Genomic DNA, 25,321 nt, shown 5'->3' with positions numbered 1-25,321 from the left:
GTCTAGAGAATCCGGGAAGCCGTCACGTCGCCACGGGTGCCCGGCGTTGGACCTGGCAGCGGACACCCAGTATTCTCGTGCCGAGCACGGGAGTTCCGATGACCACACACGAATCCTTCACACGCACCCGGGTCTGGGTGGCCGAGCCGGTGCGGACCGACGACGCGATCCGCGAGCGCACCGGGCATGCCTGGGAGGAATGGGTCGACCTCATCGACGCCGGCCCCGGCCGGCAGGCCGGGCACACCGCCATCGCGGCCTGGGTGCACGCCGAGCACGACGTGGACGGCTGGTCGGCGCAGGGCGTGGCCGTGGGCTACGAACGCATCACGGGCCTACGGCTGCCCGGCCAGATGCCCGACGGCAGCTTCAGCGTGAGCCGCAGCCGGGTGCTGGCCCGTGACCGGGACGCGGTGCGCGCGCTGCTGCTGAACGAGGGTGCTCGCGCCGATCTGTTTCCGGGTTTCGACACGGTGCTGCGCTCGAAGCCGGCGTCGAAGGCGCTGCGATTCGCCCTGGCCCGCGCCGGCGAACCGTTGGGGTCGATCCTTCTCTCCGCCGACCAGCTGCCCGACGGACGGCTGCGGCTGGGCGTGACCCACGACGGGGTGGTGTCATACGACGAGGGCGAGCAGTGGAAGCTCTTCTGGGCCGAGTGGCTCACCGCCGTCGAGCAGCACACCACGGCCACCGGGGGCGCATAACTCCTGCAGATCCACCCGGCATCGGCGGTGCACCCCGGAATTCCGGGGGCGGAGCGCCGGGGCCCGGCAAAACAGCAGGAGTTGCGCATCCCGCTCAGACGTCAGCTGCGCATCGAAGTGTCACCGGACGACGCGCCCTCCGCGGGCCGGTGGGGGCCGGCCACGGCGACGCGCGCCGTGCGCTGTCGCTTCCGCAGGTGCTGCACGCCGTGGCGCTCGCGGCCATCGGCTACGGCGAGGGAGCGCTGCTCTCCCGCGAGTTGAGCTCCTGGCAGACCATCTGCTGGGCGCTGATCGTGGCACTGCCGGTGATGCTGCCGCTGATGCTCGCGGGCCTGGGTTCCGGCTGGCCCGAGGCGGATGCGCCGGCCTGACTGGCTTTCGCCTACCTGGCCGGGTGAGCATGTTCCTGGGCTTCTTCGCCTTGTACCGCGGCCTGGCCATCGGCCCGATCGCCCGGGTGAGCCAGATCCAGCTGGTGCAACCGGTGCTCACCATCGTCTGGGCGACGCTGCTGCTGGGCGAACGGCTCTCTCTCCTCTCGTGCTGGTCGGTGCGCTTGCGGTGATCCTCTGCGCGGCAACGGCCGTGCGGGCCCGCATCCGCTGACCCGCATCCGCCGCCGGGGGCGACGAACGTTGAAAAGGACAAAGGAGGGAAACAAGGATCCTTTGGGCAATTCCGTCCTGATTGCCTCACTATTTCCTTATTTGGAGGTGCAGGAACAGGGACACGGGGGGTGCGGAGCAGAATGAACGGGTGCGACGCGTGTTCACCCGCCGGCTACCTCATGGCCTTAGGCTGAACGGGTCGCGGTTCGTCGCGAAACCGGACAGGAGTGTGCGTGACCCCGATCCAGCCTGATCGCTACCCTCGCTCACCCGAGTCCTCCGCCGTGCCCGGACCGCACATCGGGCCCGCTGCCGGACCGCACGCCCGGCCCGCTGCCGAGTCGCTCGCCGAAGCCGTCGCGGCATCCCCGGGCGAATCGGTGCCGGCCGCCGGCCACGAGCAGGGCGTGCTGGATGCCGGCCATCTCGTGCACCCCGAGCGCACCCTGGTCGAGATCCTGCTGGCCACCGCCGAGGAGCACCCCACCGCGCTCGCGCTCGAAGACGCCGCAGGGGCCCTGAGCTACCGCCGGCTGGTGCGACTGGTCAACGACCAGGCCGTGCGGCTCAGCCAGGCCGGCGTGCGCCGCGGCGACACCGTCGGCATCCGCATCCCGTCGGGCACCCGCGAGCTCTACCTGTCCATCCTGGCCACCCTCGTCGTGGGCGCGGCCTATGTGCCCGTCGACGCCGACGACCCCGAGGAACGTGCCCGGCTGGTCTTCGGCGAGGCCCGGGTGGTGGGCGTGATCGGCGCCAAGGGGGTGTTCACGGTGCGCGACGGCCTGGACGCCGGGGTGCTCGCCGACCGGCCCGTCATGGCCGAGGAGGATCCGTCGCTGGCGCACTGGGGCGAACCGATGCCCGGCCCGGACGACGACGCCTGGATCATCTTCACCTCCGGTTCCACCGGGGTGCCCAAGGGCGTTGCCGTCAGCCACCGCTCGGCGTCGGCGTTCGTCGACGCCGAGGCCGGCCTGTTCCTCGCCAACGAACCGATCGGCCCGACCGACCGGGTGCTGGCCGGACTGTCGGTCGCGTTCGACGCCTCCTGCGAAGAGATGTGGCTGGCCTGGCGGAACGGGGCCTGCCTGGTGCCCGCCCCGCGTTCGCTCGTACGCAGCGGCGCCGACCTCGGTCCGTGGCTGATCTCGCACGGCATCACCGTGGTCTCCACGGTGCCCACCCTCGCCGCCCTCTGGCCGGAGGAGGCGCTGGAGAACGTGCGCCTGGTGATCTTCGGCGGGGAGGCCTGCCCGCCAGACCTCGCCGCTCGCATCAACGCCAGGGGCCGGGAAGTGTGGAACACCTACGGCCCGACCGAGGCGACCGTCGTGGCCTGCGGGGCCCTGCTCGACGGCAGCGACCCGGTGCGCATCGGCCTGCCGCTGGACGGTTGGAGCCTCGCCGTGGTCGACGCCGACGGCGTCCGGGTGCCGGCCGGCGAGACCGGTGAGCTGATCATCGGCGGCGTGGGCCTGGCCCGCTACCTCGACGCGACGCAGGATGCCGCGAAGTACGCCCCACACGTCGGGCTCGGCTGGGAACGGGCCTACCGCAGCGGCGACCTGGTGCGCTTCGACCCTGAAGGCCTCGTGTTCGTCGGCCGCGCCGACGACCAGATCAAGCTCGGCGGCCGACGCATCGAACTCGGCGAGATCGATGCCGCGCTGCAGGCGCTGCCCGGCGTGGCCGGCGCCGCCGCGGTCGTGCAGACCACTCCGGCCGGCAACCAGGTGCTGGTGGGCTACCTCTCCCTGGTCGATTCGGCGCCGGAGAGCCCCGGGGCCTTCGACCTGCCCGCCGCCACCGCGGCCCTGCGCGTGGCGCTGCCGGCGGCCCTCGTGCCGCTGCTCACGGTCGTGGAATCCATCCCGACCCGCACCTCCGGCAAGGTCGACCGCGCCTCCCTGCCCTGGCCACTGCCCAGCCTGGCCGGGTCCGAGGCGGCCGGCACGGATGTGCTCAGCAGCACCGCCGGCTGGCTCGCCGAACACTGGGCCGCGATCCTCGGACTGCCCGTCGCAGACGCCGACAGCGACTTCTTCGCCTACGGCGGCGGCTCTCTCTCGGCCGCCCAATTCGTCTCCGCGATCCGGGAACGCTACCCGGACACCCGGATCAGCGACATCTACGACCACCCGAGGATCGGCTCCCTCGCCGACGAACTCGACGGTCGCACCCCACCGACGGCCAGGGCCACCCGGCAGGTGCTGCCGACCCCCGCCCGCACCGGGCTGTTGCAGAGCCTGCTGAGTGTGCCGCTGCACCTGCTCGTGGGCGCCAGATGGCTGGTGTACCTGGCCGCGGCCAACAACGTGCTCGCCGCCGCCGGCGCATCCTTCGCCCCCACCGTGTCGTGGTGGGCGGTACTGGCCGGTTTTGTGCTGCTGGTCACCCCGCTGGGCAAGATGGGCATCTCGGTCGCCGCCGCCCGGCTGCTGCTGCGGGGCGTGACCCCGGGAAACTACCCGCGCGGCGGCTCGGTGCACCTGCGGCTCTGGCTCGCCGAGCAGGTGGCGCACTTCGTCGACGCCGCCAGCCTGGCCGGGGCGCCGTGGATCAGCTACTACGCACGGCTGCTCGGCGCCCGGATCGAACCCGGCGTCGACCTGCACTCGGTGCCGCCGGTCACCGGGATGCTCAGCATCGGCGAGCGCGCCGCCATCGAACCCGAGGTGGACCTGGCCGGGTACTGGCTCGACGGCGATACCCTGCGCATCGGCCGGGTGCGGATCGGCGCCGAGGCCGTGATCGGCTCCCGCAGCACCCTGCTCGGCGGGGCCAAGATCGGCGAGGGCGCCGAAATCGAACCGGGCTCCGCCGTCTCCGGCCGGGTGCCGCGCGGCGAACGCTGGGCCGGCTCGCCCGCCAGCCGGGTCGGCTCCGCCCGCCGGGCCTGGCCCGCCGAACGGCCGGCGAACGCGCGCCGCTGGCTCCTCGCCTACGGCGCCGGCTCAGTGGGCCTCACCGCCATCCCTGCCGCCGCGGTGCTGCTCGGGGTGCTCATCATCGGCCTGGTCATCGGCGACGCCGGCAGCCTCGGCACTGCGGCAGGCCGGGCCGCGCTGGCCGTGCCGCCGGCCGTTCTCGCCGCCGGCCTGCTCTACGCCGGTGCCGTGATCGGCGCCGTGCGGCTTCTCGGCCTGGGCCTGACCGAGGGCCACAACCCGGTGCGCAGCCGCGTGGGCTGGCAGGTCTGGATGACCGAACGGCTGCTCGACGGTGCCCGCACCCTGCTGTTCCCGCTCTACGCCAGCCTGCTCACCCCGGTCTGGCTGCGGCTGCTCGGCGCCAAGGTGGGCCCGGGGGTCGAAGCCTCCACGGTGCTGCTCGTACCCTCGCTCACCACCATCGCCCCCGGCGCGTTCCTGGCCGACGACACCATGGTGGCCTGTTACGAGCTCGGCGGCGGGTGGATGCGCATCGGCCGCGCCAAGATCGGCCGACGGGCGTTCCTGGGCAACAGCGGCATCGCCGGGCCCGGCCGCACCGTGCCGCGGGACGGCCTCGTGGCCGTGCTCTCGTCCACGCCGAAGAAGGCCAAGCGTGGCTCGTCCTGGCTGGGCAACCCGCCGGCGCGGCTGCGCCGCCGGGTGACCGACATGGACGAGGGCCGCACCTTCCACCCGCCGGCCCGCCTGGTCCTGGCCCGGTCGCTCTGGGAGGTGCTCCGGCTGGTGCCGGTGTTCGCCTCGGCGTGGATCGCGCTCGGCGTGCTCGTCACCCTCGAGGCGTTCTGGCTGCTCGGCGGCCCCGGCCTGGCCCTGCTCGTCTCCGGTTTTGTGCTGATCGCGGCCGGAGCGGTGGCGGCAACCCTGACCACGGCCGCCAAGTGGCTGCTGGTGGGGCGGATCCGGGCCGGGGAGCATCCGCTCTGGTCGTCGTTCATCTGGCGCAACGAGGTGTCGGACACCTTCGTGGAGATGGTGGCGCGGCCCTGGTTCGCGCAGAACGCTCCCGGAACCCCGTGGCTCGCGCTGTGGCTGCGGTCGCTGGGCGCCACCGTCGGCCGTGGCGTTTGGTGCGAGTCGTACTGGCTGCCGGAGGCGGACCTGGTCACCCTCGCCGCTGGCAGCAGTGTCAACCGGGGCTGTGTGGTGCAGACCCACCTGTTCCACGACCGGATCATGCAGCTGGACACCGTGCACATCGGCGCCGGCGGCACGCTGGGGCCAAACAGCGTGATCCTGCCGGCGGCGCGGATCGACGATCATGCCACCGTCGGACCGGGGTCGTTGGTGATGCGCGGCGAGCGGGTGCCCACCGATTCCCTGTGGTCGGGCAACCCGATTGCGCCGTGGCACCGACCGCCATGGAAGAGTTGATCCTTATGTTGAAGTGCACGCCCACCATTCTCGGGTCCGCGTCCGCGGGGGATCCCTACCTTCCGGCCAGCGGCAACGGCGGTTACACGGTGGAGCATTACGAGCTGGAGCTGGACTACCGGGTCGCCACGAACCGGCTGACCGCGATCGCCACGATCACGGCGCGGGCCCTGACCGGGCTCAGCCGGTTCAGCCTGGACCTGGCCGGCCTGAGCGTGGACAGAGTCACGGTCAACGGCGTCGCGCCGGTCAAGACCGTGCACGCCGCCCGCAAACTGGTGCTCACCCCCGCCGTGCCACTGACCATCGGTGACACGTTCGAGGTGGTGGTGCGCTACCGCGGGGCGCCGCGTCCGGTTCGCAGCCACTGGGGCGAGCTGGGCTGGGAGGAACTCACCGACGGCGTGCTCGTCGCCGGGCAGCCGAGCGGCGCACCGTCGTGGTTCCCCTGCAACGACCACCCCAGCGACAAGGCCACCTTCCGCATCCAGCTCACCTGTGAGGCCCCGTACACGGTGGTGAGCAACGGCCCGCTGGTCGCCAGGAGCACCCGCTCCGGCCGCACCACCTGGACCTTCGACGTGCGCGAGCCGATGGCCGCCTACCTGGCCAGCGTGCAGATCGGCCGGTACCGCCGGCAGGATATCGCCGCAGCACCGGTGGCGCACAGCCTGTTCTTCCCGCCCGCGCTCGCCCGGCCGGTGGCGGTGGACTTCGCCCGGGTCGGCGAGATGATCGCGGTGTTCAGCGAGGCCTTCGGCCCGTACCCGTTCCCGGCGTTCTCGGTGATCGTCACCGCCGACGAGCTCGAGATCCCGCTCGAGGCGCACGGGCTGGCCGTGTTCGGCCGCAACCACGTCGACGGCCTGCACGGCAGCGACCGGCTGATCGCGCACGAGCTGGCGCACCAGTGGTTCGGCAACAGCCTCACCCTCACCCGCTGGGCCGACATCTGGCTGCACGAGGGCTTCGCCTGCTACGCCGAGTGGATCTGGGCCGAGGCCAGCGGCGGGCTGAGCGCCCATGCCAACGCTGTGCTGCACCGCGCCGAGCTGGACCTGTTGCCCAAGAACCTCGTCGTGGCCGACCCCGGTCCGCACGACATGTTCGACGACAGGGTCTACAAGCGCGGGGCGCTGGCCCTGCACGCCGTGCGCCAGGCCATCGGCGACGAGGCGTTCTTCACGGCGCTGCGCGCATACACCCGCACCCACCGGCACGGGAGCGTCACCACCGACGACCTGCTCGGCTGCTTCGCCGTGGCCTCCGGCACCCGTGTCGCCGACAAGATCATCGCCCGCTGGGTGGCGGGCAAGAGCCTGCCGCCGCTGGCCGCCTAACCTGCCGCGGCGCGATGCATCGCGGGCGCGCAAGTGCTCCCGACTTGCCGCAAAGAGCCCCTTCGGGCGCTCCCACGGGGTAGTTCGCCGCAAGTCGGTGAGTGTCGCATCCGTCGCTTGCCGCAAAGAGCCCCTTCGGATGCCGCCAGGGGGCGCTTTGCGACAACTCGCGTACCGTATGTTGCCGAGTTACCGCGAATGTACCTGCCGGTGCTCGTCGCGACGGAGTGGGCAACGTAGTACACGAGTGGCGGCCGGACACCGGCGCGATCGCGGATCTTCCGAGGTACTGTAGCCGGTGCCGGCCGTGGCCGGGCGGGTGAGAAGGGACACACGGTGACCATTGCTGCGACCGGGTTGACTGCCGCCGAGGTGGAGGAACGCGTGGCCAGCGGCCGCACCAACGCCTTCGTGCAAGACACCAGCCGCAGCATCTGGAGCATCCTGCGGGCCAATGTGCTCACCCTGTTCAACGGCATCATCCTGGTCTGCTTCCTCGTTCTCCTCGCGATCGGGCGATGGCAGGATGCGTTGTTCGGCTTCAGCGCCATCGCGAACGCGGTCATCGGCACGGTGCAGGAGTACCGCGCGAAACTGGCGTTGGACCGCCTGGCGCTCCTCAACGCCCCGAACGCCCGCGTGCTCCGCGAGGCGGGCGAAGAGGAGATCGCCATCGAGGCGGTCGTGCTGGACGACATCCTCGTGTTGCGGGCCGGCGATCAGGTCGCCGCCGACGCGATCGTGGTCGGCTCCCGCGGCCTGCAACTCGACGAGTCCCTGCTCACCGGCGAATCGGATGCGGTGGAGAAGGCACCGGGCGACCGGGTGCTGTCCGGCTCCGTCGTCGTGGCCGGGGAGGGCACCGGTGCTGTCGATCGGGTCGGCGCCGACTCCTTCGCCAACTCCCTCGCCGCCGAAGCGAAGAAGTTCTCCCTGGTGGCGTCGGAACTCCGTTCCTCGATCAACAAGGTGCTCACCTGGGTGGCCTGGATCATCGGGCCGATCGCGCTGCTGGTGCTGAACGCCCAGATGATCGCGCAGGGCGGCTGGGAGGAGGCGACCGGTGGGGCATGGCGGGATGCGGTCACCGCCACCATCGCCGCCGTGGTGGCGATGGTGCCGCTCGGCCTGGTGCTCATGACCAGCATCACCTTCGCGGTGGGCGCTGTGAAGCTGGCCCGGCAGCAGGTGCTCGTGCAGGAGCTGGCCGCTGTCGAGGGGCTGGCGAGGGTGGACATGATCTGCCTCGACAAAACAGGCACCCTCACCCAGGGTGACATCGTGTTCGACGCGCCGCATCCGCTCACCGCCGTGGCCGGCTGGGAGGGCGTGCTGGCTTGGTACGGGGTGCAGAACGATGCGAACGCGACCGCGCGCAGCCTGGCCGGACGATTCGACGACCCGGTGGCGGAGGAGCCGTTGGACCGGGTCCCGTTCTCCTCCGCCCGCAAGTGGAGCGCCGTGGTCTTCGGTGACGGGATGTGGGTTCTCGGCGGCCCCGAGATGGTCTTCCCGGCCGCCGTGTCCGGAGGCCCGGTGCTACAGGAACTCGCCGCCCGGGCCGGCGACGTCGCCGCGACCGGCCGGCGCACGCTGGTTCTCGCGCACGGGAGTCCGACGCACGATGAAACCGTGCCGGTCGACGCCGTACCCGTCGTGCTGCTCACCTTCAAAGAGAACATCCGGCCCGACGCCGCCGAGACGCTGTCCTTCTTTGCGGCGCAGGGAGTGGGCGTGCGGATCATCTCCGGCGACAACCCGCAGACCGTCGCGGCGATCGCCCGTGAGGTGGGTCTGGATACGCCGTCCGGCTTTGACGCCCGCGACCTGCCCGACACCGACGCCGAGCTGCTCACGGTGCTCGACGACTACCTGGTGTTCGGCCGGGTCACGCCCGATCAGAAACGCCGCATCGTCGTGGCGCTCAAAGCAGCCGGGCACACCGTGGCCATGACCGGTGACGGGGTGAACGACGCGCTCGCCATCAAGGAGGCGGATATCGGCATCGCCATGAACTCCGGCGCGGCGGCCACCAAGGCCGTGGCCCGGTTGATCCTGCTGGACGGCCGGTTCTCCCACCTGCCCAGCGTCGTCGCGGAGGGGCGCCAGGTGATCGCGAACATCGAACGCGTCTCGATGCTCTTCCTCACCAAGACCTCGTACGCAACCTTCCTCGCGATCACCTTCGGCATCCTTTTGTTGCCGTTCCCGTTCCTGCCCCGGCAACTGTCGGTCATCGACGGGCTCACCATCGGCATCCCGGCGTTCTTCCTCGCGTTGCTGCCCAACGCGCAACGGTATGTGCCCGGGTTTCTCCGCCGCTCCCTCACCTTCGCGGTCCCGGCCGGCCTGGCCGTGACTCTCGGCCTCGCCGCCTATGCCCGGCTCGCGGCGGACCTGGCGATCCCGGAGCCGGAGATCCGCAGCGGGTCCACTCTGATCCTCACCATCATCGGACTCTGGATCCTCGTGGTCCTCTCCCGGCCCGTCAGTCGTCTCAAGGGCCTCGTGATCGGAGCCATGATGATCGGGCTGATTCTGGTGTACACGCTGCCGATCAGTCGCGACTTCCTGCAACTGGTCGACCTCACCCTGCCCACGGCGGCCCTCACCCTCAGCACCTCGCTGGTGTGCATCGCGCTCATCGAGATCGTGCGATTCGTGCACCGGCGCGTCTCCCGGCGCGACGCGGAGCGGGCGTTGTCTCAGCGCACCGCGAAGTAGGGCCGGCCCGGCCCGACCCACAGCGGCAGGATGACGGCGGCCACCAGAACCAGCTGGATCGTCACCCCCGACCAGTCCCCGTCGTCGGCGACCACCATGGCGGTGATCGCCAGGGCCAAACCCAGCAGGATCACCACCGTCGCGCCCAGGCGCGACGCCCGGCTGCCGCGAGCGACCCCGGAGGCGAGGGCGATCACGAACAGGCCGAACAGGATGATGCCGGCTCCGACCAGGGTCACCCCGAGCGCAATACCCTCGGCGGCCACGTCGGGGGCGTAGCGAAGGAAAACTGTCACGATCCCGAGCCCGATCTGGGTGATCCCGCCGATGTACATCAGAACCACGGCCCCGGTCACCAAGCCGGGGCGCCGCGGGTGCTCTTGCGCCGTCATGGACGGTTCCTCCTCACCGGGGACGGCCCGGCTCCGCCTCGCCGAACCGGCGGGGCAGACTGAACCGTTCGTGCGCCCAAAATACCGACGCCGAGGCCATCCGCGCAATCACCGCGGCGGCGTGGGTGCCGCGACCATGACCAGGGCAGGACGCTGGGAGCAGACCACGACGACGGTGGCCACCGTGCCCCGCGGAGCGTCCACGGGCCACACCTGTACGTCGTTGTCGGGGAAGGGGGCCTCGGGCCAGGACACGGTTCGGTGATCGGTCGGGCCCGGCGAGCGACCGTTGAGCCTGCCGGCCTCCTCGAGGGTGACCGTGAGCTCGCGGGGGTCGGCCCGGAAGCCCAGTTCGGCCGCCTTGAGCACGGCCTCCTTCGTCGTCCAGACGGCGGCCAGGGCCGACGCCGCGGCGGCCGGTGGCAGCGGGGCGAGGGTCGCGGCTTCGGCGGGGGAGAGCGCCACGTCGTCCAGCGGAGCGCGGGCGAGGTCCGCGAGCGACTCCAGGTCGATGCCCACCGGGCCGGCCGCGGTGACCGCCAGGGCGACCAGGTCGCCGGACCGCGCCAGGCTCACGTGAACGGTGGCGGAGGCAGCGGGAGCGTCGCGGAGCTGAACCCGGAGGGGGCCGTGACCGGGTCTCTCGCACGTGGGGCAGAGTTGGGTGAGGCAGACGGATGCGGCGTCGACGCCGACCAGTCGGGCCACCAGGTGCGCGAGCGACCGGTGGTCCTCGGCCCTGGCCGCCGCCCGGCTGCCCAGCGCGACCACCACCGTGCAGGTCAGATCGACCGCTTGCAGATCTGCGCTCAGGTGCTCGTGCGGGTGCTCGCCCAGGTCGTCGCGCAGGGCAGGGCGGGGGGACGGGGCATCGTGCACGCCCTCACCCTAGCGCCGGCAGGTCTGGGCTGAGTTGCCAGGTGCCGCCCCATCCGGCGGTGGGACAGGGCCGGAACTGGCAACTCACCCCGCCGGCGTCGGGCGACGTGCCAGTTGGCGCCGCTAGGAGCCCGGGGAGGGGGCACGAGCTGGCAACGCGGGAACGCGCCGGAGGCCGCACGGGGCTTGTCCAGGCGCACCGCGGGTGCGAGAATCGTCGGGATCGGCCTGAACGCACGCGCAGCGGCGTGCGCGGCTGTCGAGGCTCCAGGCGCGGTAGGTGAGGTTGCAGTGAAGAGGTTCGAGGGTCTGGCAAAGCCATCCACTCTCGCCGCCGGGTCGGTGTTCCTGATCGGCGGCATCCTGGACCAGGCATTGCGCCTGACCGGCGACCCGGTCAGCGAACTCGTGCAGGGCCCGGCGTATGCGGTGCGGTCGCTGGCCCTGCTCGGCGGAGCGCTGCTGTTGATCCTTGCGCTGGTGTCGATCTATGAGCGCCACGCCAAGCAGATCGGCCCGTTCGGTTTCTCCGCCGCGGTCGTGGCCGGCACCGGCACGATCCTGCTCAGCGGCCAGTTCTGGGCGGAGGCCTTCCTCTTTCCGACCCTCGGCCGCGTCACACCCGAGCTCCTCGACGGCACCGAACGGCCCGGCTCCTACGCGTTCGGGCTTCTGTTGACCGCCGCGGTCTTCGGGGTCGGCTGGCTGCTGCTGGGCAGCGCCATCCTGCGCGCCCGCATCTACCGGATCCTCCCCGCCGTCTTCATCCTCGCCGGCGGCGCCATCTCCCTGCTGCCCGGCTGGGCGCTCGGCCAGGCGGTGCTCGGCATCGGCCTGGTGCTGCTCTCCTTCAGCCCCAGCTATCGCAAGCACGAGGGTCCGCAGCGAGTGGGCAGTCAGCTGCACTGAAACGCCGGTGCGCCACGCCGGTGCGCGCCGCACGCATCCGCCGGTGTCACACTTGTACGGCGAGTAAGGAGCGGCAGTGGCGCTGATTGATGACGCGATCTATGTGGATGGTCGACGGGTGGCGACTCCGGAGACGCTGCAAGACGTCTTCGAGGTGCTCAAGGAGAAGGACGGGTTCGCTTGGATCGGACTGTACCGGCCGACCGATGACGAGGTCAGGAGCGTGGCCGACGAGTTCACCCTGCACCACCTCGCGATCGAGGACGCGCTCAAGGGGCACCAGCGCGCCAAGATCGAACGCTACGCCGACACCCTGTTCCTGGTGTTGCGCCCCGCGCGCTACCTCGATGAGGAGGAACGGGTCGAGTTCGGCGAGTTGCACGTCTTCGTGGGCCCGGACTTCGTCGTGACCATCCGGCACGCCGAGTCGCCAGACCTCGTCTCGGTGCGGCGCCGGCTGGAGAGCACCCCCGACCTTCTCGCGTTCGGGCCGCAGGCGGTGCTCTACGCGATCCTCGACCAGGTGATCGACGAGTACGCGCCGGTGGTCGCGGGTCTGGAGAACGACATCGACGAAATCGAGGATCAGCTCTTCGACGGCGACCAGGCCGTGTCCCGTCGCATTTACGCCCTGTCCCGGGAGGTCATCGAGTTCCAGCGGGCCACGCAGCCGCTGATCGGGATGCTCGAGTCGCTGCGGGAGGGCTTTGAGAAGCACGGCGTGGATGTGGAGCTGCACCGGCACCTGCGCGATGTGCTGGACCACACCATCCGAGTCGTGGAACGCGGCGACGCGTTTCGCCAGCTCCTGCAGAACGCCCTGACCGTGCACAGCACCCTCGTCGCGCAGCGGCAGAACGACGAGACCCGCCGACTGAGCGAGACCGGCCTGGCGCAGAGCGAAGAGGTCAAGAAGATCTCCAGCTGGGCGGCGATCCTCTTCGCCCCCACCCTGGTCGGCACCATCTACGGCATGAACTTCACCCATATGCCTGAGCTGAAATGGCAATTCGGTTATCCCTTCGCGATCACCCTGATGGTCGCCATGGGTTTCGGGCTCTACGCCGTGTTCAAACGCAAGGACTGGCTCTAGCGGCCCGAATTCGGCTGTATTCGCAGAGAATGCTGCGAATGCGGGAAAAAACCGGGTGGCCTAACCGAGAACCGGTCGGCAGAGAAATAGGGTGTGGGTGTGTGGCGCCTCGATAGAAAACCAGAAGATGACGACTTCGTGTCGGATTACTCCGACGCGCCGTCTGCCGACTCGCGTCTCGCGACCTCTCCGGACTCGGTGAGTCTGGGGGACCCGGCGCTGGTCGCCGGGAACATCGCCGAACCCACCTGGCAACGCTGGCGCGACGAACTCGGCGCCGTCGGCGGGCACTCGCCGCTGCTGCACTTCGGGGACAGCCCGCGCTCTCGCATCGAACTCTCCGCCACCCACCCCGGTGGCCTGCCGCAGTTCATCACCGGCAAGACCACGCTGCTCTCCAACCTCATCCGTGACGAGCTGGCGCTGCGCAACGCCCGCCTGGCCGCCAACGAGATCACCCAGAAGGGCATCGAACTGCGCTCGATGCGCGGCATCGAATCGGTGCACCTCGCCATCGGGCTGGCCCAGTGGCGCTACGGTGACGTGGAGTTCACCGCACCGGTGCTGCTGCGGCCCCTGGCCATCCGCCGGTACGGTCGCGACTTCGAACTCAAGCTGAAAGGCCAGCCGTTCCTCAACCCGGAGCTGGCGCGGGCGCTGCACGAACAGTTCCAGATCACCCTCGACGCCGACGCGTTCGTGGCGCTCGCCGTGACCAACGGTGCGTTCAAGCCGCAACCGGTGATCGACCGGTTGCGCGGGCTCACCTCGCACCTGCCCTGGTTCAACGTGGTGCCGCGCCTGGTGGCGTCGTCCTTCGCCGACGTCGGCCGGGCCATGGCCACCGACGCGCAGAAGCTCACGCATCCGGTGCTCGACGCCGTCGCCGGCAACCCCACCGCCAAGCGGGCCATCGAGATGGCCTACAACCCGGTGCTGCCGATCGCGCAGGACGTGCGCCCGCCCGGCACCGACACCCTGCTGCTGGATGCCGACGCCGAGCAGGAGAACGTCGTCGCGCAGATCAGCGCCGGCAACTCCCTCGTCGTGAAGACCCTGCCTGGCACCGGCGGCACCCAGACCATCGTCAACGCCATCGGATCGCTCATCGCCCAGCACAAGCGGGTGCTCGTGGTCAGCGCCCGCCGCTCCAGCCTGGACGGCATCGCGCACCGGCTCGTGCAGGTGGGCCTGCCCGGCGTGGCCGTCACCCCGCGCACGCTGCGCCGCGACCTGATCCAGTCGATCACCCGCAACGAAAAGTGCACCCAGCCCCGCGTCGGCGATGTCGACGACGCCCTGGTGCGCCTGCGCAAGGTGCTGCTGGACTACCGCTCCGCGCTCACCCGCACGGACGGCGCGCTCGGCGTGTCGGTGCTCGACGCGCTCGGCGAACTCGCCAGGCTCGCCCAGCTGCCGGCCCCGCCGTCGACAACGGCCCGGCTCGACCGGGTCGCCCTGGAGCGGCTCGCCCACGACCGGGCCAGCGCCGCCGCGATCCTGATCAAGGCCGCCGTGCTCGGCCAGTTCCGGTACGGCCCGGGCGACTCACCCTGGTACGGCGCCGCGTTCACCTCTACCGCGGATGCCGGAGCGTCGCACGAGCTGGCCAAACGGTTGAGCAAGACCGATTTGCCCCGACTGCTGGAGCGCGCCGGTCACCTGGTCGGCCAGACCCGGTTGCGCCCGTTCGAGACCGTTCACGAGCTGGGCATCTACCTGCGCCTGCTGCTGGACATCCGCGAAACCCTCGACAAGTTCCAGCCCGCCGTGTTCGACCGGTCCCTCACCGAACTCATCGCCGCGACCTCCGCCCGTCGCGATTCGCCCGAGATGACCAGCGCCAACCGGCGTCGGCTGCGGAAGCTCGCCGACGAATACCTGCGTGCCGGTGTGCACGTGAGCGACATGAACGAGAGCCTGCGGCGCATCCAGCAGCAGCGCACCCTCTGGCAGCGCTATGCCGCCGCCGGCGTCACCCCGGAGGTGCCTGTCGGCATCAACGATGTGCACGTCGCGTTCCAGCGCGTGGCCGAGGACCTCGGCAAGCTCGACGTGCCGCTCGGCACCGCCGGTACCCCGCGCCAGCTGCTCTCCCGGCCGATCCGCGAACTCGTGCACATGATGTCCGGCCTCGCCGCCGAGAGCGAGGTGCTCGCCAACCTGCACGAGCGCACCGCCCTGCTCGCGACCCTGCGCGAACACAACCTCGACCCGCTGATGACCGACCTCTCCCAGCGCCACGTGTCGGAGAAGGACGTCGCCGCCGAGCTGGAGCTCGCCTGGTGGCAGTCCGTGCTCGAGGTGATGTTGGGCGGCGACAAGGCCCTGCTCAACGCCAACACCCAGGTGCTGGACCGGCTCGAAGCCGACTTCAAGCTCGTCGACGAGGCGCACGCCTCCACGACCGGGCAGATCCTGGCCTGGCTGCTCGCCGAGACCTGGAAGATCGGCGTGGTCGACTGGCCCGAAGAAGCCGACCAGCTGCGCCGGCTGTTGCGCGCAGACCGCGCCACCCCCGCCCGGATCAACGAAGTCTCCCCGCACCTGGGCCGCGTGCTCGCCCCGGTCTGGCTCGCCTCGCCTTACGAGGTAGCCGCCCTCGACGACAGGATGACCTTCGACGCCGTGCTCCTCGTCGACGCCGGAGCGACGACCCTCGCCGAGAACGTCGGCGCCGTCCGCCGCGCCAAGCAGGTTGTGGCGTTCGGCGACCCGGTCACCCAGACGCCGTCCGGGTTCGAAACCGGAATCGTCGAGCCCTCCGAGGCACCGAACCCGCAGGAGACCAACGTCGACGCGCTGCACGCCGACTCCGCCCTGGCCCGACTGGGCGAACTACTGCCCACCCTCACGCTCACCCGTAGCTACCGGGCCGGCGGTGAGGACCTCGCCGAGCTCGTGAACCACCGTTTCTACGGTGGCCGGATCGACTCGTTGCCCTGGGCGGGCAGCTTCCTCGGCCACGGCAGCCTCACCCTCAACTACGTCAAGGGCGGCCACGGCATGCCCGACGCGGACACCGGCGCGGTCGAGAGCGTCGACGCCGAGGTCGCGAAGGTCGTGGACCTGGTCATGGACCACGCCGTCAAGCGGCCCCGCGAATCGCTGATGGTGATCACCGCCAGCGCCCGGCACGCCGTGCGGGTACACCAGGCGGTGCTCGCCGCGTTCTCCAAGCGCACCGACCTCTCCGACTTCATCCTCAAGGACCGCGCCGAACCGTTCACCGTGCTCACCCTCGAGCAGGCCGTGGCGCAGAGCCGTGACCGGGTGATCTTCTCGATCGGTTACGGCCGCACCCCGCACGGCCGGCTGTTGAGCAACTTCGGCTCGCTCGGCGAACCCGGCGGCGAACGGCTCCTCGCGATCGGTATGACCCGCGCCCGCCGGGCGATGGACATCGTCTCCTGCTTCCGTCCCATCGACATCGACGCCGACCGCCAGCGGCACGGCATCCTCGCCCTGTCACAGGTGCTCACCGAGACCGAGGCGCGACGCAACGAGGTAGCCGTGCCGGATGCCCGTGAAGCCATGCTCGTCGACCTGGCCGGCCGCCTCGAACGCAAGGGCCTCACCGTCTCGCTCGGCCACCGCGGCAAACTCGCGCTGGCGGCCTCACACGCCGGCCGCGCCGTGGTCGTGGAGACCGACGCCGTGGTCAACCGGGCGAGCCTGCGCGAGTCGCTGCGGCTGCGCCCCGAGGTGCTGCGCCGCCTGGGCTGGCACTACCTGCGCGTGCACAGCTTCGAACTGTTCAGCAACCCGGACGCCGTTGCCGCCCGCGTCGCGGCCCTCGCGGGCGTCGCGCAGACCGAAGGGTCGGACGGTCCGGCTCACCGTGCCTGACCCGGCTGCCGGGTCTGACGCGGCGGCTGCGCCCGATGGCGCGGCCGTCACCGCGGCATCCGCTGACACCGCGGTGCCGCGTCAGTCGGTGGTCAGGTCGGCCGGCGCCCGCCGGGCCCGGCTGACGCCCGCGCCGGACACGGACACCAGCCCGGAACCGCCGTCCCGCGAAAAGGGAGGCCAGACCTCTGGGGACGGCTCCTCCACAAGCGCGAATGACGCCCGCCTGCGCCAGGACAAACCGCCGCACTGGTAGCAGCTCCCGTCAGCCCCGCGTGTGACCGCGCCGCCTCGAGCCGCCCGAGCGCGAGAAGGCAGTTGGGGCCGGTGTGTGAGCCCGTGAGTGGCCTCAACTGTCATCTCGGCGATGCCCGTGACGGCGAGGGGGCAGTTGGGACCGGTGTGGCACCGCGCAAGTGGCCTCAACTGTCATCTCGGCAGGTCTTCCCTCGCAGGTGCCGCGCCGGCCCGCACGGCCGGCCGGTTGCACAACTCCTGCAATTCCCGTCACGACGGGCGGCGGATGCCGCAATCACGCGGGAGCGCAACTCGGCGCCGGAATTCTGCAGGAGTTATGCATCCCGTGGCGGGGTCTAGAGGGTGTGCTTGGGGCTTTCGGACCCGGCCGGCGCAGCAAACGGGGCGGGGGCATCCGTCGCGGCAACGGGAGCGGCGGCGCCGCTCTGCACGGCGAGCAGGTCGCGGATCTCGGTGAGCAGGTCCAGGTCGGTGACCGGGTGCTTCATCGGGTCAAGCGGCACACCGGCCTGACGGCGGCGGGCCTGGTTCTCCTTCAGCGTGTTCAGCGGCATCACGAACGCGAAGTACACCACGGCGGCCACCAGGAGGAACTGGATGAGCGCCGCGAGCACCAGGCCGAACGAGAGCTCACCGGAGAAGAACGGGACGACCATCGACTTCGCCAGGCTGTCGGCGTTGAAGATCGCCGCGATCAGGGGATTGAAGATTCCCGCGACGATGGCGTTGACCAGGCCGGTGAAAGCGGCACCGATGACGACGGCGACGGCCAGTTCGATGACGTTGCCGCGCATGATGAATTCTTTGAAACCGTTGATCATGGCTGGATGCTTTCTGGTGCGATGTTGGTACGAGGCGAGGTGCAGGTCAGGACGCCTTCGGCGCCGGCGTGGGCGTCGAGCTGGAACCGGACGACGAACCGGAGCCGCTCGAGGACGAGCCCCCGGTCGACGGGGCGGGCGAGCTGCTCTTCTCGGCAGGCTTGGACGGCGACGACGACTCGGACGAGGACGAGTCCGCCTTCGTGGAGGCCTTCTCGGCCGAGAGCGACGACTTGCCGCTGGACTCGGCACGCGAGTCGTTGCGGTAGAAGCCGGAGCCGGTGAAACTCACGCCGATCGATGAGAAGACCTTGCGCAGCTTGCCGCCGCAGGTGGGACATTCCGTGAGTGTATTGTCGGTGAACGCCTGCTGAATATCGAAGGCGGTGTCGCACTCGGTGCAACGGTAAGAATAGGTAGGCACTGCGTCTTTTCGGTTTGTGGTGTTCGGGGCTCTGACCGGCAGGTGCCGGTCGGGAAAGTCTAGAAGACGACGATGCGCGTGGGGGTGACGAGGCCGTTCACCGGCTGATCGTGCACCTCGCGGGGAACCTCGTCGACGTATTCATTGTCGTACACGACGGCGTACACCGGCGGGCACTTCTCCATCGAGCCGAGGGTCTTGTCGAAATAGCCGCGACCCCAGCCCATCCGCAGCCCGGTCATGTCGATCGCGGCGGCGGGCACGATGATCAGGTCGACGTCGTTGATCGCGATCGGGCCGAGCAGCTCGCCCTGGGGCTCGGGGGCTCCGGACAGGCCCGGCACTTCGGTCTCCTCCTCGCCGACGGTCCAGTCCAGCAGCCCGTCGTCACGGGAGACCGGGAACAGCACCCGGATGCCTCTGGCCTCGGCCCAGTTGACGAACGGCCGGGTGTTCGGCTCGGTCGGGCTGGAGAGGTAGCAGGTGATCGACCGCGCCGAGAGATCGGTGACGATGCTCTGCAGGTTCTCGGTGAACCCCGCGGTGGCGGCTTCACGCTCTGCGGCGGTCATGGTGTGGCGGCGCTCCCGGAGGTCTGCGCGGAGCGCCCGCTTGCGGTGCTCGATGTCAGAATCCATACAAGTCATCCTAGGTGCGTAACCAATACAGGTTGCCGCTAACCTAATGCCATGGTTACTCACATTACAAAGGCCGTTATTCCCGCCGCCGGTATGGGAACCCGGTTTCTGCCGGCAACCAAGGCGATGCCCAAAGAAATGCTGCCGGTCGTCGACAAGCCCGCCATCCAGTACGTCGTCGAAGAGGCCGTTGCCGCCGGGCTGACCGACGTGCTGATGATCACCGGCCGCAACAAAAACGCCCTGGAGAACCACTTCGACCGGGTCACCGAGCTCGAAGCGGTGCTCATCCAGAAGGGTGACCGCGACCGCCTGGCCAAGGTCAACGAGTCCACCGACCTCGCCGACATGCACTACGTGCGTCAGGGTGACCCGCTGGGCCTGGGCCACGCGGTGCTCCGCGCCAAGATGCACGTGGGCAACGAGCCGTTCGCGGTGCTGCTCGGTGACGACATCATCGACGCCCGCGACCCGCTGCTCGACAAGATGCTCGCCGAACAGATCGGCCGCAACACGAGCGTCGTCGCGCTGCTCGAGGTCGACCCGTCGCAGATCCACCTCTACGGTGCCGCCGCGATCGAAAAGACCGACGACCCCGACGTGGTGCGCATCACCGGCCTGGTCGAGAAGCCCGCGGCAGAGGATGCGCCGTCGAACCTGGCCATCATCGGCCGCTACGTGCTGCGCCCCGAGGTGTTCGACGTGCTCGAGCACACCAAGCCGGGCAAGGGCAATGAGATCCAGCTCACCGACGCCCTGCAGGAGATGGCCGTCAACCCCGAGACCACGGGCGGCGTCTACGGCGTCATCTTCCGCGGCCGCCGCTACGACACCGGTGACCGGCTCGACTACATCAAGGCCATCATCCAGCTGGCCGTGGACCGGGACGACCTCGGTGCGGAACTGCGCCCCTGGTTGAAGGAGTTCACCTCCGCTCTCGAGTAGGACAGCCGGGGGCTAAGCTGCGCATCATCATCGGGCTTCGGCCCCCAAGTAGACAGGCTCATCGTGCCGACCGCGATACCTACCCTCCGTGAGGGCGCAGTGACGCTGCGCCCGATCCGGTTGCGCGACGCCAGGGCCCTCGAGCGTCAACTGATGGCCAACCGGTCGTGGTTGCGCACCTGGGAGGCCACCAGTCCGTACGCCCCGATGTCGTTCGACACCCGGGCCAGCATCCGCAGCCTGCTCGCACACTCGCGCACGGGCAGCGGGCTCCCGTTCCTGGTGGAGTACAACGGTGAGCTGGCCGGCCAGCTGAACGTGTCGTCGATCACCTGGGGGTCGCTCTCCAGCGCATCCATCGGCTACTGGGTCGGCGAGGAATTCGCCGGCCGCTCGATCACCCCGATCGCGGTGGCCCTGGCGACCGACTACTGCTTCGCCCAGCTCGGCCTGCACCGGATGGAGATCTGCATCCGGCCGGAGAACGCGCCGTCACTGCGGGTGGTCGAGAAGCTCGGCTTCCGCTATGAGGGGCTGCGCCGCCGCTTCATCCACATCAACGGCGCCTGGCGCGACCACTTCGCGTTCGGGCTGGTGGCCGAGGAGGTGCGCACGGGCGTGCTGCGCCGCTGGCAGGATGGCGAGGTGCCGACGGCCAACGCCACCGTGAACGAGTACGACCGGGCCGCCGCGGCGCATCCGTTGCAGGTGGCCGACAAGTGACACACCCCCCGGTAATCAGGCACGGATGGTCCCCGGACTCCTACGTTAGGGAGCATGAGTAGCGAAGTCCTGGGTGGGGGAGTGATGGTGGCCGTTGCCGCCGCGCTCTGGGTGACGTACCTCATGCCGACATGGGCGAGACGACGACAATACCTCGCCACCGAACGCAACGCCGTGCGCCTGCAGCAGACCCTGCGCATCCTGGCCGAGACGTCGGAAATCCCCCAGGAGGTACGCGTGGAAACCAACGCACGCGGAGTGTCCGCCCAACGCAAACTCCTCGCCCAGGCCGAGGAAGACGCCCGGATCGCCTCGAAGGCCGCCGGCGACGCGGCCGCTGCCGCCCGCCGCGCCGCCGTGCTGCGCGCCGCCGCCGCCCGCCCCAAGGCCCTCACTCCGGCCGGTAAGGCCACACGGTTGCGCACCATGCGTGCACTGAGCTCGCTGCTGCTGCTCATCGGCCTGGTGTTCACCGTGGTGGGCGCCACCATGCTCTCCTCGGGCGTGTGGACGCTTCTGGCCGGCGGACTGGTGACCGCGGTGACCGCCGTCGCCACCCTCGGTCGTCTGGCCGCGGTGAGCCGATCTGCCCGCTCCCCGCGCGCCGCAACGGATGCCGACGCGGCCGCCGGCCGCCGAGCGCCCGTCGGTGCCCGCGGCCAGCGCTTTGAACCCGTGAACTTCGTCGCCGAGGTCCCCGTCGCCCAGCCCAGCCCGTGGACCCCGCAGCCACTGCCCAAGCCCCTGCACCTGTCTCCGGGCTCGATCGCCCAGGCCGCGATGGCGTCGGTGGATGCCGCCGCCCAGCTGCGCCAGGCCGCCGCCGAAGCGGAGCTGCAGCGCCGCGCCCTGGCCATGGCGGAGGCCATCGCCCCGTCAGAGGTCACCCCGATCACCCGCCCCGTCGTCGCCCGCGCCGCGGCCGCCACCGCCGCGGCCGCCACCGCCGCGACCGCCGCGAAGGCCGCCCCGCAGGCGGCGCCGAGCCGGTTCGCGAACATGGGCATCATCGGCGACACCGAACCCGGCATGACCGATCTCGACGACGTGCTGCGCCGCCGCCGCGCCGTCGGCTGACGGACGCGAACGGTTCGGACGGCTCGCGCTCGCGTGATAACGTAAGTACGCAGTCTGGGGCTATGGCGCAGTTGGTAGCGCGTCTCGTTCGCAATGAGAAGGTCAGGAGTTCGAATCTCCTTAGCTCCACCACTGAATCAGAAGGACCGCGGCCGCCGGGCTGCGGTCCTTCTGCGTTGCACCCGCACCCGACCGCGGAGATTCTGCAGGAGTTGTGCACCCCGCCCGGCGGGGCGGCCCACGGCAGGTGGGCCGGAGCGGTTGGTTAGGATTGGGGGCATTGCCGGGGCGGGCAGGCTGCGGAGCCTGGCGGGTCCAATGTTCTAAACAAGCGGAGACGACAATGACAGCTCACCAGGACCAGCCGGTGGCCGAGACGCCCGCTGCCGTTGTCGAGGGTGTCTTCGAGCTGGCCAGAGACGGCCGCACCGGCCCGCTGGCCGAGATGCTCGACGCCGGCGTGCCCCTTGACCTGGTCAACGGCCGCGGCGACAGCCTGCTGGTCGTGGCCGTGTACGGGCAGCACCGGGAGACCGTGCAAAACCTGCTGGGCCGCGGCGCCGACACCGCCGTGGTGAACGGCATGGGGCAGACGGCGCTGGCCTGCGCCGTGTTCCGGGGCAACGAAGCGATCCTGCTCGACCTGCTCGAGGCCGGCGCCGACCCCGATCTCGGCAGCCACTCCGGCATCCAGATCGCCGACCAGTACGCCCTGCCGCGGATGCGCGCGGTCATCGAGGCGCACACCGGCGCCTGAGCCGCCCTCCGCGCGTCCAATTGCGGACTTCCTGCCTTCCCCGACAAAACGAAGGCCGGAAGTCTGCAACTCAATGCGCAGCCCGGCGTTTGTGTCGGCGGTCGTGGTTACCGTGGTGGCACCTCGATTTCGAGGGTTCAGGCGGCGACAGGCGGATGCGATTGGACGAGGACTCGGATACGGCGGGACGTAGCCACACCGCGGGCGTCGCCGTGCGGTTCCGCTGCGGGCACGGCGCGGATGCGGCCGAGGCGCGCGTCACCCTGCGCCAGGACTGCCCGCTGTGCATGCTGCTGGCCGAGACCGCCCGCAGCCGGGAGCAGCTGCTGCGCCGGGTGGCGCCGGCCGGTCGGGCCGCTCTGGCACGGGAGACCCGCATCGGCGTCGAGTACGAGTGGATCTGCAGCCGGGGGCACTCCAGGTACCAGGCCAGCGTGCGGGAGACCCTCACCGGGCCGGGCTGCCCCAAGTGCCGGAAGAACGCCCAGGCACCCGCGGCGCGCGGAGAGGGCGGTGTGCCGTTCATGAAGCCCGGGCTGAAGACACGCACCTCCCGGGCCGAACAGAAGCTGCGGATGCTGCTGGGCGAACACATCCGGCTACCGCACCGGGTGAATGCGATTCGCATCAACCGCACCTTCTACGGCAAGCCGGAGGTGTGGCCGGACATCATCATCCCCGCCCTCAGGGTGGCCATCGAATACGACTCGCCCGGGCGCGACAAGACCTCGCACCGCGGCCTCAAGGAGGCCTCAGACCGGGAGAAGGACGCGGCCCTGGAGGAGGTCGGCTGGGCGGTGATCCGGGTGCGCGCGGACGGCCTGGAGAAGCTCGGGCCACACAGCATCGTCTGCGCCGGGGTCACCGCCGGCCTCGTCGACGAGGTCCTGGCCATGCTCGTCATGATTCGCGGCCCGGAGGCCGTTGCCGCCCTTATGGGAAGCGAGCCGAGTGGCTAGAGTGGGCCGGGTAAGGGGCTCACGGTCGAGCTGAGGGTCGGCGGATGGGCCGAAGCCCGCAAGCAAAGGAGCCCGTGTCGTGCTTCACACCGACATACCCACCCGAGACGACGTTGACGCCCTAGCCGGGGTTCGTGAGCATCCGTGCGTGTCGATCTACCTCAGCACCACCCCGTTGCCCAAGGACGCCGACATGGCCAGGGTGGAGCTGAAGAACCAGCTCTCCGAGGCGGTGCAGCAGTTGCGGGCCGCCGGCACCGACCGGCACCTGATCGAGCAGCAGGAAGAAATCCTGGTGGACCTGATCGAGGACGTCGACTTCTGGCGGCTGTTGTCGTACAGCCTGGCCATCTTCGCCACCCCCACCAGTGTGCGCACCTTCCGGCTGCCCAACCGGCTCAACACGGCCCTGGAGGTTTCCGACCGGTTCTACCTCAAGCCGTTGCTCCGCGCGGTCACCTTCCCGCAGGCCGCATTTGTGCTCGCTGTCGCGCAGAACTCGGTGCGCCTGCTGGAGATCAGCGCGGAGAGCCCGGTTTATGCCGTCTCGGTGCCCGGGCTGCCCAGCGACGTGGCCGACGCCGTGGGCCTGCCGTCGATCAACGGCCGCACCCAGGACAGCCACATCATGGGTGGACGCATCCAGGGCGGCGAAGGCCAGAAGGTGCGGATGCGCCAATACGCCCGGGCGATCGACCGGGCGTTGCGCCCGGTGCTCAGCGGCCTCGACCTGCCACTGATCCTCGCCGCGGCCGAGCCGCTCGCGGGTATCTACCGTTCGGTGAACAGTTACCCCAACCTCACCGACGCCATCATCGGCGGCAACGCCGAGGAGACCCCGGACGAGGACCTGGGCCGGGCCGCCCGGGGGATCCTGGATGAGCTCTACGCGGCCGAGCTCACCCAGCTCGTGGACCGGATGGCCAGCCGCGCCGCGCACGGCCGGGCGGTCACCGACCTCAGCGACGTGGCGCGCGCCGCCACCTACGGAGCCGTGGAGACCCTGTTTGTGGATATCGACCAGAGCGTGCCTGGGCTGGTCGACGAGGAGACCGGGGTGGTCACCCTCAGCGACTCGGAGGACGCGGTCAGTTACGGCGTCGTCGACGAAATCCTGCGCCGGGCGCTCTTGTCGGGGGCGGAGATCTTCGCGGTGCGCGCCGGCGACATGCCCGGCGGCGGCGCGGTGGCGGCCGGGGTGCGGTTCGTGGTCTGAGAAACGAAGAAACCGGTGCCGCCCGTTGAACGGGCGACACCGGTACGTTTCGAGCGCCGGACGGGACAGGCCCGGCAGGACACGAGTCAGCGCTTGCGGGCCTTCTCGGTCTCAGCGGACTTCAGCTGCTTGTCGGCGCGCTTCTCCTTGAGTGACTTGCCGGCGACCTTCTTGGTCGCATCCTTCTTGGGTGATTTGTCAGCCATGTGTACTCCTTCGACCTGAACCTGGGCGGCACGGATGATCTGACCCTACGCGGGTTCGGCACAAAGGGCATCTTGAGACCGGAGCGCGCCGTCGTGCGGCCCGATTTGGGGCGATGCCGTGCCCTGTGCCTTTTCAGGGTGTCGACATAAGCTGTGTGCGATGAGGCGCCTCGTCACTGGGACGGGGCGTCGTACGGAGAGCCGGGAGATCATGAACGCACAGGAAACATACAAGGCAGTGCTATTCGGCCCGAACGTGATCGGGTCCGGCACCGAGATCGAACTGCACTTCGCCAACGGCGGCTACCAGGACGTGGTGGTGCTTGAGGCCGTCGAAGACGGCCAGACGATCACCCGCACCTACCGCAAGGGTCGGGAGACCGCAGAGCCGATCCCGTACCGGTTTGTCGACGAGGAGGTCACGGACGAGACCGCTGAGGGTAGCGTTCCCAACTAGCCGGTCGGCCT

22 protein-coding genes, 1 tRNA gene and 1 pseudogene are annotated in these 25,321 nt (G+C 70.1%); 19 read left to right on the top strand and 5 right to left on the bottom strand.

Features of this window, described 5'->3' with window-relative positions; genetic code table 11:
- The first annotated feature begins 98 nt into the window (after positions 1–98).
- The 6 genes from BJQ95_RS14500 (at position 99) to BJQ95_RS14475 (ending at position 9,707) form a co-directional block, all read left to right on the top strand.
- The gene (locus BJQ95_RS14500) at positions 99–704 is read left to right on the top strand and encodes a DUF4287 domain-containing protein (protein WP_240694935.1); all 606 of its coding nucleotides are present in this window, start codon (positions 99–101) and stop codon (positions 702–704) included.
- 149 nt (positions 705–853) lie between these two features.
- Complete coding sequence (locus BJQ95_RS14495) at positions 854–1,078, top strand: hypothetical protein (protein ID WP_240694934.1); 225 nt, start codon at positions 854–856, stop codon at positions 1,076–1,078.
- A 29-nt stretch (positions 1,079–1,107) separates the two neighbouring features.
- Positions 1,108–1,272, top strand: coding sequence for an EamA family transporter (locus BJQ95_RS14490; RefSeq protein WP_240694938.1), 165 nt, complete (start codon positions 1,108–1,110; stop codon positions 1,270–1,272).
- A 423-nt stretch (positions 1,273–1,695) separates the two neighbouring features.
- A complete protein-coding gene (locus BJQ95_RS14485) occupies positions 1,696–5,643 on the top strand; it encodes a Pls/PosA family non-ribosomal peptide synthetase (protein ID WP_205750252.1) in 3,948 nt (1,315 codons plus the stop codon).
- A gap of 5 nt (positions 5,644–5,648) precedes the next feature.
- Entirely contained in the window at positions 5,649–6,983 is a 1,335-nt protein-coding gene (locus BJQ95_RS14480) for a M1 family metallopeptidase (RefSeq protein WP_205750248.1), read from the top strand.
- Positions 6,984–7,319: 336 nt separating this feature from the next.
- On the top strand, positions 7,320–9,707 hold the full coding sequence (locus tag BJQ95_RS14475) for an HAD-IC family P-type ATPase (RefSeq protein ID WP_130179197.1): 2,388 nt from the start codon (positions 7,320–7,322) through the stop codon (positions 9,705–9,707).
- Here the strand turns inward: BJQ95_RS14475 and BJQ95_RS14470 are convergent.
- Both BJQ95_RS14470 and BJQ95_RS14465 read right to left on the bottom strand, forming a co-directional pair.
- On the bottom strand, positions 9,689–10,099 hold the full coding sequence (locus tag BJQ95_RS14470) for a hypothetical protein (protein ID WP_240694933.1): 411 nt from the start codon (positions 10,097–10,099) through the stop codon (positions 9,689–9,691). The genes BJQ95_RS14475 and BJQ95_RS14470 overlap by 19 nt on opposite strands.
- A gap of 108 nt (positions 10,100–10,207) precedes the next feature.
- Complete coding sequence (locus BJQ95_RS14465) at positions 10,208–10,978, bottom strand: 4'-phosphopantetheinyl transferase superfamily protein (RefSeq protein ID WP_130179196.1); 771 nt, start codon at positions 10,976–10,978, stop codon at positions 10,208–10,210.
- Between the two features lie 291 nt (positions 10,979–11,269).
- Between BJQ95_RS14465 and BJQ95_RS14460 the strand changes: the two genes are divergently transcribed.
- From BJQ95_RS14460 to BJQ95_RS14445, 4 genes are all read left to right on the top strand, one after another.
- Entirely contained in the window at positions 11,270–11,887 is a 618-nt protein-coding gene (locus BJQ95_RS14460) for a hypothetical protein (RefSeq protein WP_130179195.1), read from the top strand.
- 76 nt (positions 11,888–11,963) lie between these two features.
- Positions 11,964–12,980: a magnesium and cobalt transport protein CorA gene (locus BJQ95_RS14455; protein ID WP_130179194.1), complete on the top strand. Its 1,017-nt coding sequence runs from the start codon at positions 11,964–11,966 to the stop codon at positions 12,978–12,980.
- Between the two features lie 138 nt (positions 12,981–13,118).
- The gene (locus BJQ95_RS14450; RefSeq protein WP_240694932.1) at positions 13,119–16,829 is read left to right on the top strand and encodes an AAA family ATPase; all 3,711 of its coding nucleotides are present in this window, start codon (positions 13,119–13,121) and stop codon (positions 16,827–16,829) included.
- Positions 16,822–17,085, top strand: a complete 264-nt coding sequence (locus BJQ95_RS14445) for a hypothetical protein (RefSeq protein ID WP_240694931.1) — start codon at positions 16,822–16,824, stop codon at positions 17,083–17,085. Before BJQ95_RS14450 ends, BJQ95_RS14445 begins: the two co-directional genes overlap by 8 nt.
- Before the next feature lie 337 nt (positions 17,086–17,422).
- On the opposite strand, the gene mscL is transcribed toward BJQ95_RS14445, so the two are convergent.
- The gene (gene mscL / locus BJQ95_RS14440; RefSeq protein ID WP_130179192.1) at positions 17,423–17,908 is read right to left on the bottom strand and encodes a large conductance mechanosensitive channel protein MscL; all 486 of its coding nucleotides are present in this window, start codon (positions 17,906–17,908) and stop codon (positions 17,423–17,425) included.
- Positions 17,909–17,976: 68 nt separating this feature from the next.
- On the opposite strand from mscL, the gene BJQ95_RS19580 reads away from it, so the two are divergent.
- Entirely contained in the window at positions 17,977–18,177 is a 201-nt protein-coding gene (locus tag BJQ95_RS19580; RefSeq protein WP_370688404.1) for a hypothetical protein, read from the top strand.
- A gap of 62 nt (positions 18,178–18,239) precedes the next feature.
- Here the strand turns inward: BJQ95_RS19580 and BJQ95_RS19575 are convergent.
- Positions 18,240–18,332: pseudogene (locus BJQ95_RS19575) on the bottom strand (FmdB family zinc ribbon protein); the annotation flags it as partial.
- Between the two features lie 59 nt (positions 18,333–18,391).
- Complete coding sequence (locus BJQ95_RS14430; protein WP_130179190.1) at positions 18,392–18,970, bottom strand: 5-formyltetrahydrofolate cyclo-ligase; 579 nt, start codon at positions 18,968–18,970, stop codon at positions 18,392–18,394.
- 51 nt (positions 18,971–19,021) lie between these two features.
- Here BJQ95_RS14430 and galU point away from each other — a divergent pair, with 51 nt between their 5' ends.
- The 8 genes from galU (at position 19,022) to BJQ95_RS14390 (ending at position 25,310) form a co-directional block, all read left to right on the top strand.
- On the top strand, positions 19,022–19,915 hold the full coding sequence (galU, locus tag BJQ95_RS14425) for a UTP--glucose-1-phosphate uridylyltransferase GalU (protein ID WP_130179189.1): 894 nt from the start codon (positions 19,022–19,024) through the stop codon (positions 19,913–19,915).
- A 99-nt stretch (positions 19,916–20,014) separates the two neighbouring features.
- Positions 20,015–20,638, top strand: coding sequence for a GNAT family N-acetyltransferase (locus BJQ95_RS14420; protein ID WP_370688341.1), 624 nt, complete (start codon positions 20,015–20,017; stop codon positions 20,636–20,638).
- Positions 20,639–20,692: 54 nt separating this feature from the next.
- Positions 20,693–21,715: a hypothetical protein gene (locus tag BJQ95_RS14415; RefSeq protein ID WP_130179187.1), complete on the top strand. Its 1,023-nt coding sequence runs from the start codon at positions 20,693–20,695 to the stop codon at positions 21,713–21,715.
- A 56-nt stretch (positions 21,716–21,771) separates the two neighbouring features.
- Positions 21,772–21,847 (top strand) — tRNA-Ala (locus tag BJQ95_RS14410).
- Between the two features lie 211 nt (positions 21,848–22,058).
- Entirely contained in the window at positions 22,059–22,472 is a 414-nt protein-coding gene (locus BJQ95_RS14405) for an ankyrin repeat domain-containing protein (protein ID WP_130179186.1), read from the top strand.
- Between the two features lie 155 nt (positions 22,473–22,627).
- The gene (locus BJQ95_RS14400; protein WP_205750247.1) at positions 22,628–23,431 is read left to right on the top strand and encodes a hypothetical protein; all 804 of its coding nucleotides are present in this window, start codon (positions 22,628–22,630) and stop codon (positions 23,429–23,431) included.
- 79 nt (positions 23,432–23,510) lie between these two features.
- The gene (locus tag BJQ95_RS14395; RefSeq protein WP_130179184.1) at positions 23,511–24,647 is read left to right on the top strand and encodes a hypothetical protein; all 1,137 of its coding nucleotides are present in this window, start codon (positions 23,511–23,513) and stop codon (positions 24,645–24,647) included.
- Between the two features lie 417 nt (positions 24,648–25,064).
- The gene (locus tag BJQ95_RS14390) at positions 25,065–25,310 is read left to right on the top strand and encodes a hypothetical protein (protein WP_130179183.1); all 246 of its coding nucleotides are present in this window, start codon (positions 25,065–25,067) and stop codon (positions 25,308–25,310) included.
- The last annotated feature ends 11 nt before the right edge of the window (positions 25,311–25,321 follow it).

It is taken from the genome of Cryobacterium sp. SO1 (assembly GCF_004210215.2).
Taxonomy (GTDB): domain Bacteria; phylum Actinomycetota; class Actinomycetes; order Actinomycetales; family Microbacteriaceae; genus Cryobacterium.
The sequence above is the reverse complement of the archived record's forward strand: the minus strand, read 5'-3'. Positions and strand labels throughout refer to the sequence as shown.

Excerpts from the sequence above, each read along its gene's own strand:
- BJQ95_RS14500 (WP_240694935.1), top strand. The coding sequence starts at position 99 with ATGACCACACACGAATCCTTCACACGCACCCGGGTCTGGGTGGCCGAG.
- BJQ95_RS14490 (WP_240694938.1), top strand. The coding sequence starts at position 1,108 with ATGTTCCTGGGCTTCTTCGCCTTGTACCGCGGCCTGGCCATCGGCCCG.
- BJQ95_RS14480 (WP_205750248.1), top strand. The coding sequence starts at position 5,649 with ATGTTGAAGTGCACGCCCACCATTCTCGGGTCCGCGTCCGCGGGGGAT.
- BJQ95_RS14470 (WP_240694933.1), bottom strand. The coding sequence starts at position 10,099 with ATGACGGCGCAAGAGCACCCGCGGCGCCCCGGCTTGGTGACCGGGGCC.
- mscL (WP_130179192.1), bottom strand. The coding sequence starts at position 17,908 with ATGATCAACGGTTTCAAAGAATTCATCATGCGCGGCAACGTCATCGAA.
- BJQ95_RS14430 (WP_130179190.1), bottom strand. The coding sequence starts at position 18,970 with ATGGATTCTGACATCGAGCACCGCAAGCGGGCGCTCCGCGCAGACCTC.
- galU (WP_130179189.1), top strand. The coding sequence starts at position 19,022 with ATGGTTACTCACATTACAAAGGCCGTTATTCCCGCCGCCGGTATGGGA.
- BJQ95_RS14415 (WP_130179187.1), top strand. The coding sequence starts at position 20,693 with ATGAGTAGCGAAGTCCTGGGTGGGGGAGTGATGGTGGCCGTTGCCGCC.
- BJQ95_RS14405 (WP_130179186.1), top strand. The coding sequence starts at position 22,059 with ATGACAGCTCACCAGGACCAGCCGGTGGCCGAGACGCCCGCTGCCGTT.
- BJQ95_RS14400 (WP_205750247.1), top strand. The coding sequence starts at position 22,628 with ATGCGATTGGACGAGGACTCGGATACGGCGGGACGTAGCCACACCGCG.
- BJQ95_RS14390 (WP_130179183.1), top strand. The coding sequence starts at position 25,065 with ATGAACGCACAGGAAACATACAAGGCAGTGCTATTCGGCCCGAACGTG.